Origin of the sequence: Xanthobacter sp. SG618 (assembly GCF_012932745.1) — a bacterium.
GTDB classification, from domain to species: domain Bacteria; phylum Pseudomonadota; class Alphaproteobacteria; order Rhizobiales; family Xanthobacteraceae; genus Xanthobacter; species Xanthobacter flavus.
Map to the genome: position 1 here is coordinate 125,769 of NZ_JABBHL010000008.1, position 16,470 is coordinate 142,238.

At 69.2% G+C, this 16,470-nt stretch carries 15 protein-coding genes and 2 tRNA genes; 5 read left to right on the forward strand and 12 right to left on the reverse strand.

The window, feature by feature from the left end:
* Window positions 1-13 precede the first annotated feature (13 nt).
* Entirely contained in the window at window positions 14-2,026 is a 2,013-nt protein-coding gene (locus FHT36_RS19975) for a hypothetical protein (RefSeq protein ID WP_169124236.1), read from the forward strand.
* Window positions 2,027-2,094: 68 nt separating this feature from the next.
* On the opposite strand, the gene FHT36_RS19980 is transcribed toward FHT36_RS19975, so the two are convergent.
* Complete coding sequence (locus FHT36_RS19980; RefSeq protein ID WP_169124237.1) at window positions 2,095-2,364, reverse strand: hypothetical protein; 270 nt, start codon at window positions 2,362-2,364, stop codon at window positions 2,095-2,097.
* Between the two features lie 246 nt (window positions 2,365-2,610).
* Between FHT36_RS19980 and FHT36_RS19985 the strand changes: the two genes are divergently transcribed.
* Complete coding sequence (locus FHT36_RS19985) at window positions 2,611-3,162, forward strand: sigma-70 family RNA polymerase sigma factor (RefSeq protein WP_169124238.1); 552 nt, start codon at window positions 2,611-2,613, stop codon at window positions 3,160-3,162.
* Complete coding sequence (locus FHT36_RS19990) at window positions 3,159-3,797, forward strand: NrsF family protein (protein ID WP_169124239.1); 639 nt, start codon at window positions 3,159-3,161, stop codon at window positions 3,795-3,797. The genes FHT36_RS19985 and FHT36_RS19990 overlap by 4 nt, the downstream gene beginning before the upstream one ends.
* 58 nt (window positions 3,798-3,855) lie before the next feature.
* Here the strand turns inward: FHT36_RS19990 and FHT36_RS19995 are convergent, their stop codons facing one another.
* Both FHT36_RS19995 and FHT36_RS20000 read right to left on the reverse strand, forming a co-directional pair.
* Complete coding sequence (locus FHT36_RS19995; protein WP_169124240.1) at window positions 3,856-4,842, reverse strand: alpha/beta fold hydrolase; 987 nt, start codon at window positions 4,840-4,842, stop codon at window positions 3,856-3,858.
* Window positions 4,843-4,960: 118 nt separating this feature from the next.
* Window positions 4,961-5,863, reverse strand: coding sequence for an alpha/beta fold hydrolase (locus FHT36_RS20000; protein ID WP_169124241.1), 903 nt, complete (start codon window positions 5,861-5,863; stop codon window positions 4,961-4,963).
* A gap of 242 nt (window positions 5,864-6,105) precedes the next feature.
* Here FHT36_RS20000 and FHT36_RS20005 point away from each other — a divergent pair, with 242 nt between their 5' ends.
* Window positions 6,106-6,636, forward strand: coding sequence for an ABATE domain-containing protein (locus FHT36_RS20005; protein ID WP_169124242.1), 531 nt, complete (start codon window positions 6,106-6,108; stop codon window positions 6,634-6,636).
* A 22-nt stretch (window positions 6,637-6,658) separates the two neighbouring features.
* Here the strand turns inward: FHT36_RS20005 and FHT36_RS20010 are convergent, their stop codons facing one another.
* The 7 genes from FHT36_RS20010 to FHT36_RS20040 all read right to left on the reverse strand — a co-directional run bounded on the left by FHT36_RS20010 (window position 6,659) and on the right by FHT36_RS20040 (window position 11,457).
* Complete coding sequence (locus tag FHT36_RS20010; protein WP_169124243.1) at window positions 6,659-8,545, reverse strand: sensor domain-containing phosphodiesterase; 1,887 nt, start codon at window positions 8,543-8,545, stop codon at window positions 6,659-6,661.
* Between the two features lie 216 nt (window positions 8,546-8,761).
* Window positions 8,762-8,838 (reverse strand) — tRNA-Met (locus FHT36_RS20015).
* Between the two features lie 193 nt (window positions 8,839-9,031).
* A complete protein-coding gene (locus FHT36_RS20020) occupies window positions 9,032-9,379 on the reverse strand; it encodes an AzlD domain-containing protein (RefSeq protein WP_169124244.1) in 348 nt (115 codons plus the stop codon).
* Window positions 9,376-10,113 (reverse strand): AzlC family ABC transporter permease, encoded by a 738-nt coding sequence (locus FHT36_RS20025; RefSeq protein WP_281810196.1) that lies wholly within the window; start codon window positions 10,111-10,113, stop codon window positions 9,376-9,378. The genes FHT36_RS20020 and FHT36_RS20025 overlap by 4 nt, the downstream gene beginning before the upstream one ends.
* A gap of 158 nt (window positions 10,114-10,271) precedes the next feature.
* A tRNA-Leu gene (locus FHT36_RS20030) sits at window positions 10,272-10,356 on the reverse strand.
* Between the two features lie 141 nt (window positions 10,357-10,497).
* A complete protein-coding gene (locus FHT36_RS20035) occupies window positions 10,498-10,923 on the reverse strand; it encodes a DoxX family protein (protein ID WP_169124245.1) in 426 nt (141 codons plus the stop codon).
* 135 nt (window positions 10,924-11,058) lie between these two features.
* Window positions 11,059-11,457: an iron-sulfur cluster assembly accessory protein gene (locus tag FHT36_RS20040; protein WP_169124246.1), complete on the reverse strand. Its 399-nt coding sequence runs from the start codon at window positions 11,455-11,457 to the stop codon at window positions 11,059-11,061.
* A gap of 289 nt (window positions 11,458-11,746) precedes the next feature.
* On the opposite strand from FHT36_RS20040, the gene FHT36_RS20045 reads away from it, so the two are divergent.
* Window positions 11,747-15,517 (forward strand): bifunctional diguanylate cyclase/phosphodiesterase, encoded by a 3,771-nt coding sequence (locus FHT36_RS20045; RefSeq protein WP_169124247.1) that lies wholly within the window; start codon window positions 11,747-11,749, stop codon window positions 15,515-15,517.
* Window positions 15,518-15,532: 15 nt separating this feature from the next.
* On the opposite strand, the gene FHT36_RS20050 is transcribed toward FHT36_RS20045, so the two are convergent.
* Together FHT36_RS20050 and mce are read right to left on the reverse strand one after the other, a co-directional pair.
* Window positions 15,533-15,802 carry a DUF1467 family protein gene (locus FHT36_RS20050; RefSeq protein ID WP_169124248.1) on the reverse strand — a complete coding sequence of 90 codons (270 nt, stop codon included), beginning with the start codon at window positions 15,800-15,802 and terminating at the stop codon, window positions 15,533-15,535.
* Window positions 15,803-15,941: 139 nt separating this feature from the next.
* Window positions 15,942-16,346, reverse strand: a complete 405-nt coding sequence (gene mce, locus FHT36_RS20055) for a methylmalonyl-CoA epimerase (RefSeq protein WP_169124249.1) — start codon at window positions 16,344-16,346, stop codon at window positions 15,942-15,944.
* Window positions 16,347-16,470: the final 124 nt, after the last annotated feature.

A 16,470-nucleotide genomic window follows, 5' to 3' on the forward strand; every position in this document is an offset into this window, starting at 1 on the left:
GCGCCGCCCGCTGATGGTGTCCCTGCCGAGCCTTCTCTCGTGCATCCCGCTGGCGCTCCTCCTGTGGGTCACGCCGGGCTGGTTTCTGGCGCGCGGACTGGGCCAGGGCCGCACGGCGGCGCTGGCGCTGGCGCCTGCGCTCGGCTGGGCGACGCAGACCCCCGCCGCTCTCGCGCTGGCGCATTTGTTCGGCCTGTCGCCCGCCGTGGTCATCGGATCGGCGGCGCTGGTGAGCCTGTGCGCGCTCGCTTTTCCGCGCGCCTCCGCCGGCGCGCGTTTTCCTCTTCTCGCGCTCGCCTTCGCCGGGCTGCTGGCGCTTGTGCCGATGCTGGGCGTTCTGCCGAAGGTGATGCCGGACGGCGCCATCGCGCTCGCCTCCCCTATCTACGACCACGCCAAGATCATCCTCATCGACGAAATCGCACAGAACGGCACCATCCCACCCGCCAATCCGGTGTTCGGGGCAGGCCGCGCGGCAGGGACGGTGGCCTATTATTATCTTTGGCACTTCGGCGCAGCGGAACTTGCCATCCTGTCTGGCGCGCACGGCTGGGCGGCGGATGCGGCGGCCACCTGGTTCACCGGCTTCGCAGCGCTCGCGCTGGTAGGGGCTCTCGCCTTCCGCCTGCGCCCCGGCATGTCCGCCCCACTCCTTGCGCTCCTCGCCGCATCGGCGGGTTCGCTGCGGCCGGTGGCGGCGGCGCTCTTCGGCGGGGCGCGGGTGGATCTCGCGCTTGAACCCGCCTCGGGCCTCGCCGGCCTCCTCTACCAGACGAGCTGGAGCCCGCATCATGTCGCTTCCGCCACGGCCTGCGTGACCGCCGTGCTGCTGATGGCGCGGTTGCGCACGGGCTCCGGTGCCGGGCAGGGGGCGGTGCTCGCGGGGCTGATCGGGCTCGCCGCAGCAGCGGCCTTCGGCAGCTCCTTGTGGGTCGGCGGCGTCACCTTCGCGCTTGCGGGAACGGCGGCGGCGCTGGCGCTGGCATTCTCCCGCCCCGCGAAGGGCCGCCTGCGCTTTCTCGCGGCGCTCGCGGGTGCGGCGCTGGTGGCGCTGGTGCTGGTCGCCCCTCTGCTGATGGCGCAAATCCATGCGGCGGCGGCGCGGGGCGGCGGCACGCCGCTTCAGTTCGCGCTCCTGCCCGTGCTCGGCCCCGGATGGACGGAAGCCACTCGTGCGGTGCTCGATCCCCTCGCCTATTGGCTGGTGCTACTGCCGGTGGAATTCCCCGCCATTCTGTTCGCGGGAGTGGCGGGCCTCGCTCTCGTGCTGGCCGGGCGCACGGGCGGCAAGCCGGCCCGGCGGCTCGCGCCGCCGCTGGCGGCGCTGGCGATTGTCGCGCTGGCGGTGAGCGCCACCCTGCAGAGCACGGCGGGGGAGAACAACGATCTCGGCTGGCGCGCGGTGCTGCCCGCCATTCTGGTGCAGGCTGCCTTCGCGGGCGCGGCACTGTCGGCGGCACTGTCTTGGGCCATGCAATCGATGCGGGCTCGGCAGGGCCGCGTCCTTCTCGCCGCTGGCCTGGCTCTTATCGTTCTCGGATTGCCGGACACCCTCGCCCTCGCCCACCGCAACATCACGGGCGAACCGAGCAAGGACGGCCGCGTCTTCGCCGGCGATCCGGCGCTCTGGCGGGCGGTGCGGCGGGAGGTGGGGCCACAGGTGCGGATCGCCAGCAATCCGGCGCGGCTGGAAAAGCTGACGCCCTGGCCCATCAACCTGTCGTGGGCCCTCCTGTCCCGTCGCCGCTCGTGCTTCGGCGGGCCGGAGATGGCGCTTGCCTTCGCGCCCCTCACAGCGGCGGAGCGCGCGGACGCGGCGATGCTCTTCGACCGCGTTTTCGCCGGCACCGGAACGGCGGAGGACGTTGCGACCTTGCGCCAGACCTTCGGCTGCGGCGCCATCGTCGTCACCGCGCAGGATGGCGCCTGGCGTGCCGATCCCTTCGCATCGAGCCCGCTCTATCGGCTGGTGGAGGAAGAGGACGGACGGTGGCGCATCTATGTGGCGAGCGAGCCCGTGCGCTGACACCCTCCTGAAACGCGAAAAGCCGGCCGCGATGGCAAACCACCGCGGCCGGCTTTTGTGAGAGGCGCTCAGCTGTTGCCGAGGCCGCGATCACCGAGCTTGAACAGCGCGCGGTCGGCATCGGAGAGGTTGTGCTCGGGCTTCTGCGCGCCGGAAAAGCCGTGGTGCACCCCGGTATCGACACCATAGCCGAGCGGCGCATGATCGGTGGGGGTGATGCCGGCCGCGACGCGCAGGCTCTCGCGGTTCACGGCGGTCTCGGTCTCGTCGGCGAAGGCGGCGGTGCCGAAGGCCAGCGCGGAAGCGAGGACGGCGAGGGAGAGGATCGACTTATGCATGTATTTTCTCCAGTATCGAAGCGTTGATGCTGGATATTCCGCAGATCCGGGCATTTAAGTTACAGGCAATACGAAATAGACGTTCAACAGATATTGAGATCTGATGCGCGCCTGCCGAAAGACGCCCAAACGCAGTCCCGGCAAGGTCTCCCCGGCCTTTCCCCGCCGCCCTCGCATCCTCGTGATCTCGTCACCTGTAACCTTTCAGCGCCGCCCAGCGAATTCGTGCTCATGAGGGGGATCTTCATGAGCCGAGAAACCGATCTGGAAGCGCTGATGCGCGCGAGCCAGTCCGGCGATGCCGAGGCGCACCGGGCGCTTCTGCAGCATTTGTCCGTGCGTCTGCGCAGCTATTTCCGCAACCGTCTGCGCCGCAGCGGCGCCGGGGCAGACGATGCGGAGGACCTGGTGCAGGACACCCTTCTGGTGCTGCACACCAAGCGCCAAACTTATGATGGCTCTTCGCCCGTCCTCGCCTGGACCTATGGCATCGCCCGCTACAAGCTCATCGACCATCTGCGCCTCAACGCGCGGGCGCTCCGCAACGTACAGATCGACGACATGGACGATCTGGCCGACGTGGACAGATATGAGGCGGTGGATACTTCGCGGGAACTGCACCGGGCGCTGGAGACGCTGCCCCGGCATTTCCGGTTGCCCATCGAATACGTGAAGATCGAGGGCCTCAGCATCGCCGAGGCCGCAGCCCGCATCGGCATGACGGATGCCGCAGTGAAAATCGGAATCCATCGCGGCATGAAGAAGCTTGCTGCCCTTTTGTCGGAGGCACGCCCATGAATACCGACGACCTCATCGATTTCCTCGCCACACGCGTCGAGGCGGTGGACCCGGGCCGGCAGGACCGCCTGCTGACGCTCGCCATGGCCGGCTCGCTCTGCCTTGCGGCGGTCGCCTGCATCTTCGCGCTGGGGGTGCGGCCGGACCTCCTGCGGGCGGTGGGCACGTTCGACTTCGTGCTGAAGGTCGGCTTCCTCGCCACGATGGTGGCCATCGCCGCCCACGGGCTGCGCCGGGCCGCGCGGGCCGGGCGGGCGAGCGGCAAGCTGCTCCGCCTCGCGCTTCTGCCGCTGGCGCTGGTGTGGTTCGCGGCGGTGATGCAGATCGTCGCCACGCCCGCGACCAGCGGCATGGCGACCATGTTCAACGACTGGTACGTCTGCGTGCTCGCCATTCCGCTTCTGTCGGTCATTCCGCTCGTCGTGCTCACGCTGGTGCTGCGCGAGACGGCGCCGACCGACCTGCACTATTGCGGTGCGCTGCTCGGCCTTGTGGCGGGCGGCATCGGCGCCCTCGCCTATGCGTCCTTCTGCGTGAACGATGCGCCGGTCTATGTGGGCATCTGGTACGCGGCGGGCCTTGCCATCGTCGCCGGCTTCGGCTGGCTGACGGGGCCGCGCTTTCTCAAGTGGTGAGCCACGCCCCGGCCGCCGCCCGCGCGGGAAACGCGGACGGCGGCCGGTCATGTTCCCCTCAACGCGCGGCGGGCTTGCCGGGCGCGGTGGCGGGGAGCGAGCGCGCGAGGAAGTCGCGCATCAGGACGGCGATCTCGGCGCCCTTGTCTTCCAGGGCGAAATGGCCGCTGTTCAGCAGATAAAGCTCCGCCTTCGGCAGATCCCTGAGATAGGCCCGCGCGCCGGCGGCCGGGAAGATCTCGTCATTGGCGCCCCAGACGATGAGCGTCGGCGGCTTTTTCTCCCGGAAGAAGGCGTGGAACTGCGGATAGAGGGCGATATTGCTCGCATAATCCTTGAACAGATCGAACATGATCTCGTCCACGCCGGGCCGGTCGAGCAGCGCCTGGTCCACCAGCCAGGTGTCGGGATCGATGCGGGAGACGTCGGCGACACCGTTCACATACTGCGAGCGGGTCGCCTCACGCGTCAGGCCCGCGCGCAACGCCTCTCGGTTGGCCTGTGATCCATCCGCCCAATAGGCCTTGAGCGGCGACCAGAAGGGGCTCAGGCCGTCCTCATAGGCATTGCCGTTCTGCACCACCAGCGCCGTCACGCGCTCGGGGTGCTTGAGCGCCAGCCGGTAGCCCACCGGCGCGCCGTAATCCATGACGTACAGCGCGTAACGCTCGGCCCCGAGGGTGCCCATAAGGCCGTCCACGAGATCGGCGAAGGCGGCGAACCCATAGGTGAATTGCGCGCGGTCCGGCACGCCGCTGTGGCCGAAGCCGGGATAGTCCGGCGCGATCACCCGGTAGCGGTCGGCGAGCAGCGGAATGAGGTTTCGGAACATGTGCGAGGACGAGGGAAAGCCATGCAGCAGCAGGAGCACAGGCGCATCCACCGGCCCCGCCTCGCGATAGAAGATCTCGACACCGCCGATGCTTTTGGACCGGTAGTGGACCGTGGGCGAGAGAGCGGCCGGCTGCGTCGTCGTGGCAGCAGGCGCGGGCGGCGACGCGGCAGATGTGGGAGTCGGCAGCGACAGGGCGACGAGGACGGCCATCGCGGCGAGCGAAATCCGTCCCGAAACCGAAGTTGGGCAAAGCATCAGGGGCACGAGGCTGGCTCCATTGGAGGGCGGCCGCGCCGGAGGGCCCGGCGCGGCGGTGTCGGGATCGATCTCAGGCGATGCGGGCGAGGAAGCCGCGGATGGCGCCGGCGATCTCCGGCAGATGGGTTTCCAGCGCGAAGTGGCCGGCGTCGTAGGTGTGCACTTCGGTCGCGGGCACCAGCGCCTTGAACAGGTCGCGGCCCTCGGCGGTGAAGAAAGGGTCGTTGTCGCCCCACACCACCAGGATGTTGGGCTGGCGGTCCTTCAGATAGGCCTGGAAGGCGGGATAGGCGCCCACATTGTCCTGGTAGCGATAGAGCAGTTCCAGCTGGATCCGGTCGTTGCCGGGGCGGTCGAGCAGCGCCTGGTCGTGGGTCCAGGTGTCGGGCGAGAGGCGGTCGGCGCGGGTGGACGAGCCGTGCTCGTACTGGAAGCGCGTGGTCTCGGCGGCGAGGAAGCCGCGGACGGGCTTCTCCGTCTCCGCGTTGCGGTCGGTCCAGTAGGGGCCGAAGGCGGCGGCCGCATTGGCGTGGAAGCCTTCGAGGTTCGCCACCGCGTTCTGCACGATGAGCCCCGTGACGCGCTCGGGATGCCGGGCCGCGAGCCGGAAGCCAACGGGGCCGCCATAATCCTGCATGTAGAGCGCATAGCGGCGGATGCCGAGCCCTTCAAGCAGCGCTTCGACCACATCGGCCAGCTTGTCGAAGCTGTAGGCGAACGCCTCGGGCGCCGGCGCGCTGGACTGGCCGAAGCCCGGATAGTCCGGCGCGATCACCCGGTAGCGGTCGGCCAGCGCGGGAATGAGGTTGCGGAACATGTGCGAGGAGGAGGGAAAGCCATGCAGCAGCACGACCACCGGCGCATCAGCCGGGCCGGCCTCCCGATAGAAAATGTCGAGCCCCTGGATGGCGGCACGGTGATAGGCGACCTCGGTCCCGGCGCCGGGGCGCGCGGGGGTGTTGACGGCATGCATGGGATGTCTCCGCGTAACTGGCTTATTACCGATTATGGGGTTACATGCCGCACATAACCTGTCAATATCATTTTAACAGGTTACGACCCAATGCGCACTTGTGCGCACCCGGTAATCGCCTATCTTTCCGGTTACACGTCCGCCGAAGCCTCACCGGCAGAGAGCCGGGTCAGGCGGCAGACAGTCGAGAGGATCGCGTGAACACACCGCAGGAGAGCGATTTCCGTGATGGGATGCCTTTCTTGGGCAGTCGCCTGTGGATCGATCTCGTCAATTCCGCCCCGGCCGCACTGGGCGATTTTCTCGCCACGGACGATGGCTGGCACCGCTGGCTGCGGGCGGCCGGGCTCGATGCCGGTGCCGCCGATGCGCTGCGGCCGCAGGCCCTCGCTCTGCGTGAAACGCTCGCCCGCCTGTTCGAATGCCTCAGGACCGGCAGCAAGCCGAAGCCGGCCGACATCGAGCGCGTCAACGACCTGCTTGCGGCGGGTGCGCCCCAGCCGCGCCTCGCCTGGCGGGGCGGCGCGCTGGTGGTGGAAGAGCACAGGCCGGAGGGTGCCGGCCCGCTGGCCGCCATCGCCGCCGATTTCGCGGATTTTGCCGCCCGTCACGAGCCGGCGCGGCTCCGGCACTGCGCCAATCCCGAATGCAGCCTCGTCTTCTACGACACCGCGCGCAACGGCACCCGGCGCTGGTGCTCCATGGCCGCCTGCGGAAACCGCAGCAAGGTGCGCAGCCACCGCCTGCGCGCATCGGCGGTCACCGAAGGATAGGCCGCCAAACGGCGCGCCCCGTTCAGCAGACCCGCCGGCCTGCGTCCCGTTCCGCCGCGCCCTGCGGCACGAAGACCGCCGCCTGGCCAAGGCGCGCCTCGAACTCCTCCGCAGGCATCGGGCGGCCGAACAGATAGCCCTGCCCTTCCGGACAATGGCGCTCGGCGAGGTAGGCCCGCTCGGCCTCGGTCTCGATGCCCTCGGCGATCACGTCCATGTCGAGAGCCCGCCCCATCTCCAGGATGGCGGCGATGACCGCCGCCTCGCGCGGCGCGTGCAGCATGGCCTGAACGAAGCTGCGATCTAGCTTGATGCAGCTCACCGGACACCGGGTCAGCAGGCTGAGCGAGGCATAGCCGGTGCCGAAATCGTCGAAGGCGATACGGACGCCCATCTGCCGCAGCCGCGCCAAGGCGTCGATGGCGTTGGAATGGTCCGAGAGCACGATGTTCTCGGTGATCTCAAGCTCCAGCGCCTCCGGCGGCAGACCGTGCCGCGCCAGCGACTCCTCCACCTCGCGGGGTAGATCGCCGGTGCGAAACTGCGAGGCGAAGAGATTGACGGCCATGCGGAAATCGGGGGCGCCCTGCCGTCGCCAGCGGGCCGCCTGGGCGCATCCCTCCTCGATGACCCAACGCCCGACCTGGGGCGCCAGAGCGCTCCCCTCCAGCGCCGGCAGGAAGGCGGCCGGAGACAGCAGGCCGCGGCTGGGATGCATCCAGCGGATGAGCGCTTCCGCGCCGATCAGCGCCCCGTCCGACAGGCGCACCTGCGGCTGATAGAAGAGCAGGAATTCCCCGTTCACCACCGCCCGGTGGAGATCGATGCTGGAGAGGCGACGGTCCATCGCGTCGGTGCGCAGCGCCGGAGAATAGAGCGCCACGTTCGCGCTCGCCTCGGCCTTGGCGGCGTGGAGCGCGAGGTCGGCATCGCCGATCAGTTCCACCGGCTCCTGCGCATCGCGCGGGGACAGCGCGATGCCGCAGCTCGCACTGATCCGCATGTCTTCGTGCCCGATGGGGGCAAGCTCGGAGATCTTGGCGAGAAGCTGGCGGGCGAAGGGCTTGGCCGCCTCCGCCGTCAGCCCGCAGACCAGCATCGCGAACTCGTCTCCACCCACCCGTGCGACGGCGGTGCCGCCCGACGCCTCGGCGACCAGAAGCTGGCCGATGGCCCTCAATACATCGTCGCCCGCAGCCGGGCCGAGGATGTTGTTGATGTCCTTGAAGCCGTCCACGTCCACCATCAGCAGTCCGCAAGCGCGGCCGCAGAGAAGCGCCGCCTCGACCGCCCGGTAGAACTGGCGGCGGTTGGGCAGACCGGTCAGGGCGTCGATCTGGGCGAGGTGCGCGAGGTGCTCCGGCCCTACGACCCGGTTCGGGGCTGCCGTTCGGCCCGCCGACGCGGCCATGGCGAGGCGGCGTATCTCCAGCCGATCCATCACCATGTGGGCGAGGTCGCTCAGGCGGACACGATCCTCGGCGCTGAAGCCGTCATAGGGCACGGTATCGAGAATGCAGAGCACGCCGATGGCGTGGCCTTCCGCCGAGAGCAGTGGCACGCCGGCATAGAAGCGGATGTTGGTGGGGCCGGAAACCAGCGGATTGTCGTGGAAGCGATCATCGTGCGTGGCGTCCGGCACGACCATGGTGGCGCCCTGGAGGATGGTGTGGGCGCAGAAGGACACTTCCCGGCGCTTGTCCACGTCATCGCCAAACCCGGCGCTCGCCGCGAAGAACACGCTATTAGCGCCGATCATGTTCACGGCGGCCATCGGTACGTTGAAGACCCGCAGGGCCATCTCGACCAGCGGCGTCAGGCCGGCGACTGTCCCCTGGCCGTCCAGGCCATAACTATCGAGCGCCGCGAGACGGTCTTTCTCGTGGGGAGGTATCGGAGGACACTTCATCCCTTTTCCCCCTTTCGTCAGCAGCTTAGGCCAAGCGAAATCGGGCATTTATTCGCCTCAAAGTAGCACGATGCGACCTTGAGCGCGAGCAGGGGGTGTCCTGAGCCGTCTCGGGATTGATACGTAAACCGGTGCGTACCCGGCTCCCTCCCTCACCGGCGAAACGCAAAAGGGCCGCCTTGCGGCGACCCTTTTGCGTACTTGGAACCAAGGATTTGGTTGCGGGGGCAGGATTTGAACCTGCGACCTTCAGGTTATGAGCCTGACGAGCTACCGGGCTGCTCCACCCCGCGTCAGAACCGAGAGTTTGCCGGCGAACCGGCTGTCGGCGAGGCGTATGTAGCAATCCCCGCCCCCGATGGAAAGGGCATGGGGCATTATTTGTGGTCTGACGCCCCTGCCCTGTGGACGACGCAGGCCTCGCGATACCGCCCGAACCGCCGCAAAGTCTTGCCCGGCAACGGGCCGCGCGAGGATCGCCACGCTTCAGCCGTGGAGAAAATAAGCGCCGCCGATGAGCACGATCTCGCCCACCACCACCCCGGCGAACACCGAGCGGCGCACCAGCAGGAAGCCCGTCACCCCCACGGCCACCGCCCCGAGGCGCAGCGCCAGCGGTACCTCCGCGAGGGCCCCGGCCGGCGCGAACAGGAGGCGCGCGATCACGGCGGCGAGGAGCGCAGTGGCCACCGCCCGCACCCAGTGGAAGACGGCGCTCCCCTCCTCCACGCGGCGACCGGCAATGACCGCAAGTGTGCGCCACACCTCGGTCGGCAGGAAGCCGAGCAGAATCACCAGCAGCAGGGCGGTGCCCTCGCTCATCGGGGCGATCATCGACGCCGCTCCAGCAGCCGGCCACCGATGAAGGCAAGCGTGCCCCCGCCGATGCCGGAGATCATCAGGTCAAGCCCGCCCTCGAGATGCAGCGTCAGCGGCATCAGGATGAGGCCGGCGGCAAGCGCCAGCCAATCGGTGGCCGAGACCGCGTTGCGCACCATCAGCACGGTGAAGGACAAGGGCGTGAGCAGAAGCAGGCCGGCCGCGACCCAGCCGGGCACCTCGCCGGCCACCGTGTAGCCCGCCACCGTGCCCAGGCAGCTCACGCCGATCAGCGACAGGCCCAGCCCGAGCGTGAAGGGCACGCGCGCTTCGCCGGGCAGGTGCGGCAGCATGCGGAGCCCTTCGAGCCAGACCGTCATCGCGACGAAATGGGCGCATACCAGCTCCCAGAACAGGCTGCGGCGCGGCCCGCGCATATAGGGCGCCACCGAGACCACCATGGGCAGGAGGCGCATGGAGGAAAGCCCGACGGCGAGCGCAATGGCCGGCAGCGCCGTACCCGCCGCAAGGCCGCCGATGAGGATCAGCTGTGCCGGCAAGGCCCACACGAGCAGGGTCGAGGCGACGCCGGCCCCGAGGGGAAATCCCACCCCATGCAGCACCGCGCCGAAGCCCAGATAGCTCGCAAACAGCACCAGCGCGGGCACCGACACGGCTTTGCGCATGCCCTGGAGGAAATACACCGGCGGCGCATGATGCGCATGGTGAAGGGAAGGCGGGGCGTTCACGGGGGAGGATCCGGGGCGAGGGGCAGATGGGCGCACGGGTCGCCGATCACTGGCGAATGCCTCCAAATAGCATCTCCGCCCGCAGCCGGGGAGTGATCCCGCCGCAGGGCGCCAGCGCCGGTCATGCGGGAACGGAACGTCTGGCGCGGGCCTGCGGGTGGTGCGGACGGCGGGACTCGAACCCGCACGCCTTGCGGCGCAAGATTTTAAGTCTCGTGCGTCTACCGGTTTCGCCACGTCCGCGGGACCGGGCGCATGGCCCGGTGGACGTGTCTTAGAGCATATTTCGCGGCGGGAGTGTACCTCCTGCCGCGCCGGCTTCCACCGCGACGAGGCGCGGGCCGATGGGCCGTGCCGTCAGGCGCGGGGCCGCGCTTCGCACCGTCAGATGCGGGGCCGCGCTTCGCGCTCGAGGCGCAAGCACAGGATGGCGCCGATCATCAGGCCGCCGATGAGGCTGATGTGCTCCACCACCACGTGGAACTCGAACAGGCGCTGCTCGCCCTGCATGGTCCAGAAGGGATGGGCGATGGGAATGGTCAGGGCGGTGAACACCGCCAGCATGCCGAAGCCGAGCCAGGCCATGCGGTTGGCGATGACCATGGCCGAGCCGCCGAGCAGCACGAAGATGGCGAGAGGCACGAAGAACACCGCCGGCTTCACCCCGAAGAACTCGAACAGCGCCAGCGCCCCGCCGAAGTTGAACAGCTTGTCCAGGCCCGCGCCCCAGAAGATGAAGGTGAGCAGGGCACGGGCGACGATGCCGAATGCGGGGCTCGACAGGAGGGCGGCGATGGGACGAGGGGTCAAGATGGCACCTGTGGGCAGTTGAGACGGCGCGCGCGGGCGTCGGCCGAAGCCGTCATCCACGCGACATGCCTCTCTTGCCGGGGCCAGTCTGAACGGCGGCTGAACCGCCCTGCCCGTCCCGCGCCGGCGCGCCGCTCAGGACGCGTCGACGGCCACCGGGGTGATGGCGACGGATTCGCCGCAGCCGCAGGAGGACGTCTGGTTGGGGTTATTGAAGACGAACTGGGATGAGACCTTGTCCGTCTTGAAATCCATCTCGGTGCCGATGAGGAACAGCACCGCCTTGGAATCGACCACCACCTTCACTCCCTTGTCCTCGACCACCGCGTCGAGCGGCGCCACATCGGTGGTGAAGTCGAGCTTGTAGGACATGCCGGCGCATCCGCCGTTCTCGATGCCCACGCGCACCGCAGTGCCCGGCTCGGACTCGGCCAAAATCTCGCGCAGGCGCTCGGCGGCGATATCGGTGATCCGGATGACCGGCGGCAGGCTGCGCCGGGCGGGGCGAGCGGGGGGTGTTTCAGCGACACTCATGGCAGACCTCCAGACCCGGCCGGTTCAAAGTCGGCGGGCCAGCCTCCTACAAATGGTGGATGATCGCGGCAGGAGCAAGTCTCAGGACCAAGTCTCACGACAAGGTATCGGCGGAAGGCGGAACGTCCGCAGGGTGGCGTACCGGGCCTGCGGTTGGTATTTTACAGCCAAGTCATAGGGAAATTGCGTGATTTCGCTTTTTCCCGCGAACGGCCAAGATATAGGTCTCACTACGGCGGCGGCTTGTCCGCCGGATCGCGGCGGCAAAGAGGCGGCTAGACGAGGCATGATGAGGGCGCAACCGGCCAGAGGGCGGGTCCGCGCGGCGACCGCGCTCACGGCGGTAGCTGCGCTATGGAGCCGTGCGGCCGAAGCCCAGCCCTCCCTCGCCGCCGGCGGTCTCGGCGGCGCGCCGACGCTCAAGACCACGCTCATCGCGCTCATCGCTGCCGCCGTCATCGGCACCGCCGCGTTCATGGCCACGCTCGTCGTCGCCCGGCGCCGTGCAGCCGCGGTGACGCCGGCCGAGACCATACCGGCGCCGCGTAAGGCCGGCGCGGAGCGCGCAGCCCCCGCCGTGCCGAACTCCAGGGGCGCCATGCGCGCCGTGCTGCTGCTGCTGGGCCTCGGCGCCATCCTCCTCGTGGTGACGGTGCTCGTCTATCAGGCGAGCGTGCAGTCGGCGCTCTCCGAAACACGCAAGCTGCTCGGCACCCTGGCGGAGGTGCAGGTGCGCAACCTCGCCCAGGAGCGCCAGCGCCTAGAGACGGGCGCGCTGGCGCTGGGATCGAGCCGTTTCCTCGCCGACGACGTGGCCGGCTGGCATGGCGAACCCTCCTCCGAGCGGCGCGAGCGCCTGCGCCTGCTGCTCGGCGAGAGCGCGCGCGCCTTCGGCTTCACAGGGGCCGAGCTGTGGGCCAACAACGGCGCCTTCATCATGGCCTCCGGCGCGGAGCCCGGCCGGCCGGATATGGCGGAGATGGTGCGGCAGGTGGCGGCCACCGGCCAGATGGCGGAAGCTCCGCCGCCACGCGATTCCACACGGGCGGGAGGCTTCGCCTTTCTGGTCAACGTGCCGGTGCGCGACGCCGAGCACGACCCCTGCTGCGTGCTGTTCCTGCAGTCGGCGGTGCGGCCGGAAGCCCATCCCATGCTCTCCGCCGTGTTCCGCACCGCCCGCAGCGCCGAGGCGCTGCTGGTAGGGCCGGACCCGCGCGGCGGCGTGCGCGTCACCTCCGCCGTCTCGCGCGATCAGGCCGCCCCACTGCCGCGCACCTTTGTGGCCGACCCCTACCCCTTCGCCGCCGCCAGCGACCGCCCGGGCCAGAGCGGCGCGGGCATCGATCCGTCCGGCCGCGCCGTGCTGGCGGTGCGCACGCCCATCCCCGGCGACCAGTCCTCTCTCGTGCTGAAGGTGGACCGCGACGAGATCCTGGGCGGCGCCCGCACCTCCGCCTTCTTCTCGGCGGCGCTCGCCTGCGCGTTGCTGCTGCTGGCGGTGGCGGTGGGGCGAGGCCTGCTGCAGAAGTCGCGCATGCGCGACGCGGCGCGTGAGCTTTCCGCCGCCCGTGCGGTGAGCGAGGCGGAAGCGCGCTTCCGCGCCGCCTTCGACCAGGCCGCCACCGGTATCCTCCACCTCGACCTCGACGGCACCATCCTGCGCGCCAACGACAAGGCCTGCCGCATGCTCGGCCGGCCCGCCAGCGCGCTGACCGGCGAACGCCTCTGGCAGCTGAGGAGCCCGGACCACGCCGCCGCCGGTGCCGACGTGATCCGCCCGCTCCTCGATGGCCGGATCGCGGAAATCGAGACCGAGGAAAGCCTCGTTCATCCGGACGGCTCGGCCGTCTGGCTCGCCTTCACCTTCTCGCTGGTGCGCAACGCGGATGGTGCGGCGGACCACCTCCTGCTGGTGGCACAGGACATTTCCGCCCGACGCGCCGCCGAAGCCGCTTTGCGCGAGAGCGAGGAGCGTTTCGGCCTCGCGGTGAAGGGCTCGGACCAGGGCGTGTGGGATCTGAACGTCCGCACCGGCAGCCTCTATCTCTCCCAGCGGGCGCGGGAGATGCTCGGCGTCGGCGCCGACGAGGCCGTGGACATCCGGCGGCCGTGGCACGAACTGCTCCACCCGGACGACCGTCGCAAGGTGGCGCCGGCCTGGAAGGCGTTCCTGAGAGGCGGGGTGCCGACGCTGGAGCTGGACATCCGCCTGCGCCGGCCGGACGGCAGCCATCACGATTTCCGCTGGAACGGCCTCGCCGCCCGCGATGCCGCCGGCTCCATCAGCCGCGCGGTCGGCCTCCTCGCCGACATCACCAGCTCCAAGCAGACCGAGCGCCACCTGCGGCTCGCCGCAGCGGTGTTCGCCAATTCCCACGACGGGCTGGTGGTGACGAACCTCAAGTCCGAGGTGTCCGCCGTCAATCCGGCCTTCTCGCGCATCACCGGCTACGCAGAGGAGGAAATCCTCGGCCAGAACATGCGGCTCCTCCATTCCGGCCGGCACGACCGGGAGTTCTACCGCAGCCTGTGGAGCGAGCTGACCACCGCCGGCATCTGGCAGGGCGAGATCTGGAACCGCCGCAAGAACGGGGAAATCTTCCTCCAGCAGCTCAACATCAGCACGGTTTATGACGACAGCGGCGCGGCGCAGAATTTCGTTGGCGCCTTCCAGGACATTACCCAGGCCAAGCATTCCGAGTTCGAGCTGGACCGCATCGCCCATTACGACCCGCTCACCGACCTGCCGAACCGCACCCTCCTCGCCTCCCTGCTCGACCTCGCGGTGAGCCGGCCGGGCTCGCGGTGCGCGGTGCTGTTCGTGGACCTCGACCGCTTCAAGACCGTCAATGACAGCCTCGGCCACATGGCCGGCGACGCCGTGCTGCAGATGGCCGCCCAGCGCATCCAGGACGAGCTGGAAGCCGGCGCCACGCTCGGGCGCCATGGCGGCGACGAGTTCGTCATCATCCTTGAGGGCATCTCCGGGCCCGAGGATGCCGCCACCCTGGCCAACCATGTCATCCAGCAGATGGGCCGCCCCTTCTCCATGCCGGGCGGCGGGGAAATCTATCTCGGCGCCAGCGTCGGCATCAGCCTGTTCCCGGAGGACGCGGACACGCCGGCGAGCCTGCTCCAGCACGCCGATTCCGCGCTGGCGGAAGCGAAGTCCCACGGCCGTGGCGGCTACGCCTTCTATACCCAGGCGCTCACCCGCGGCGCCCGCGTGCGGATGGAGATGGAAGCGGACCTGCGGCGCGCCCTCGCCCGCGACGAGTTCATCCTGAACTTCCAGCCGGTGGTGAACCTTGCCACCGGCCGCATCACCGGCACCGAGGCGCTGGTGCGCTGGCAGAGCCCCACCCACGGCCTCGTCACCCCCAACCGCTTCATCCCGCTGGCCGAGGAGACCGGACTCATCGAGCCTCTGGGCAACTGGGTGATGGAAGCCGCCTGCCGGCAGATGGCCGAATGGCTCGACAAGGGGGCCGACCTCGACTTCATCGCGGTGAACCTGTCACCGCGCCAGTTCCAGCGCGGCGCCCTGTGTGAGTTCGTGGACGACGTCCTGCGCCGCACCGGCCTGCCCGCCCACAAGCTTGAGGTGGAGATCACCGAGAGCCTGCTGTTCGACGCCCGCGCTGCGGCGGAGCGCAAGCTGCGCCAGCTGAAGGACACCGGCGTGCGCATCGCCCTCGACGATTTCGGCACGGGCTATTCCTCGCTCGCCTATCTCAAGCGCTTCCCCATCTCGAAGCTGAAGATCGACCGCAGCTTCGTGCGCGACCTGCCGCGCGCCGCCGATGCGGAGATCGCCACGGCGATCATCTCCATCGCCCGCGCGCTCGGCTTCTCGGTGGTGGCTGAGGGCATCGAGGATCCGCGCCAGCACGACTTCCTGAAGGCGCGGGGCTGCGATTTCGGCCAGGGCCACCTGTTCAGCCGGGCGGTGACGGGCGAGCGCCTGCTGCGCCTTGCGCTCAGCGGACCGCTGGCACCGGGGCCGGCCCCAGGCGCGCCGCGCGGCGCGGGCCCGGTGGGCAGCACCTCCCTGCACTGATGCCGGAGGGTCAGCCTATTCCGCGGTCTTGAAGGGCAGCGGGATGTCTTCCAGCGAGATGATGCCGCTGGTCATGATGTAAACGATGCCGGCGGTGACCACGAGCGCGATGAGGCTGGTGGCGATCACCTTGTAGAGCATCAGCGGCCGCACCGGCGCGCCGGGATCGGTGCCGGGGGTGATGTCCGCGCTCTCGGCCTGGGAGCGCACGCCCCATGGCAGCACGGCGAACAGGCTGGTCCACCACACGATGAAATAGATGGCGACGACGGCACCGACCGACACGGCGTCTTCCTTGATTGGCGGCGCCGGCCTTCTGGCGCCGCGGATGCGGGTTCATGCCGTCGGCTTCGGTCTTCGACCGGCACCGAGAGGGCTCGCTCAGGCGCCGCGCCGGCTGGACCAGAGGCGCGGGCCTTTGGCGTCAGGCCTGCTCCAGCTCCACCAGCGTGCCGTTGAAATCCTTCGGGTGAAGGAACAGCACGGGCTTGCCGTGGGCGCCGATCTTCGGCTCGCCCGAGCCGAGGACGCGCGCACCCTTGGCCTTGAGCTGGTCGCGGGCGACGATGATGTCGTCCACCTCGTAGCACAGATGGTGGATGCCGCCGTCCGGATTGCGCTCCAGGAACTTGGCGATGGGCGAATCCGCGCCGAGCGGCTCCAGGAACTCGATCTTGGTGTTGGGCAGGGTCACGAACACCGTGGTCACCCCATGCTCCACCTGCGGCACGGCAGCGGAGACATCCGCGCCGAGCGTGTCGCGATAGAGCGCCGAGGCGGCCGCGATGTCGCGCACCGCGATGGCCACGTGATTGAGCCGTCCGATCATGTTTCCCTCCGGTTCGTCACCGATCCATAGCGCAACGGGGCGGAGCGAGAAACACGACCTCCGCAGGAGAAGGGCTCAGGTTGCCTCGCTCAAGGCGCCGCGCCGGCTTGATGCAGAGGCGGAG

What these genes read in the sequence shown, in the direction of transcription:
- FHT36_RS19975 (WP_169124236.1), top strand. Translation starts at nt 14, where the DNA reads ATGGTGTCCCTGCCGAGCCTTCTCTCGTGCATCCCGCTGGCGCTCCTC.
- FHT36_RS19980 (WP_169124237.1), bottom strand. Translation starts at nt 2,364, where the DNA reads ATGCATAAGTCGATCCTCTCCCTCGCCGTCCTCGCTTCCGCGCTGGCC.
- FHT36_RS19985 (WP_169124238.1), top strand. Translation starts at nt 2,611, where the DNA reads ATGAGCCGAGAAACCGATCTGGAAGCGCTGATGCGCGCGAGCCAGTCC.
- FHT36_RS19990 (WP_169124239.1), top strand. Translation starts at nt 3,159, where the DNA reads ATGAATACCGACGACCTCATCGATTTCCTCGCCACACGCGTCGAGGCG.
- FHT36_RS19995 (WP_169124240.1), bottom strand. Translation starts at nt 4,842, where the DNA reads ATGGCCGTCCTCGTCGCCCTGTCGCTGCCGACTCCCACATCTGCCGCG.
- FHT36_RS20000 (WP_169124241.1), bottom strand. Translation starts at nt 5,863, where the DNA reads ATGCATGCCGTCAACACCCCCGCGCGCCCCGGCGCCGGGACCGAGGTC.
- FHT36_RS20010 (WP_169124243.1), bottom strand. Translation starts at nt 8,545, where the DNA reads ATGAAGTGTCCTCCGATACCTCCCCACGAGAAAGACCGTCTCGCGGCG.
- FHT36_RS20020 (WP_169124244.1), bottom strand. Translation starts at nt 9,379, where the DNA reads ATGATCGCCCCGATGAGCGAGGGCACCGCCCTGCTGCTGGTGATTCTG.
- FHT36_RS20040 (WP_169124246.1), bottom strand. Translation starts at nt 11,457, where the DNA reads ATGAGTGTCGCTGAAACACCCCCCGCTCGCCCCGCCCGGCGCAGCCTG.
- FHT36_RS20045 (WP_169124247.1), top strand. Translation starts at nt 11,747, where the DNA reads ATGAGGGCGCAACCGGCCAGAGGGCGGGTCCGCGCGGCGACCGCGCTC.
- mce (WP_169124249.1), bottom strand. Translation starts at nt 16,346, where the DNA reads ATGATCGGACGGCTCAATCACGTGGCCATCGCGGTGCGCGACATCGCG.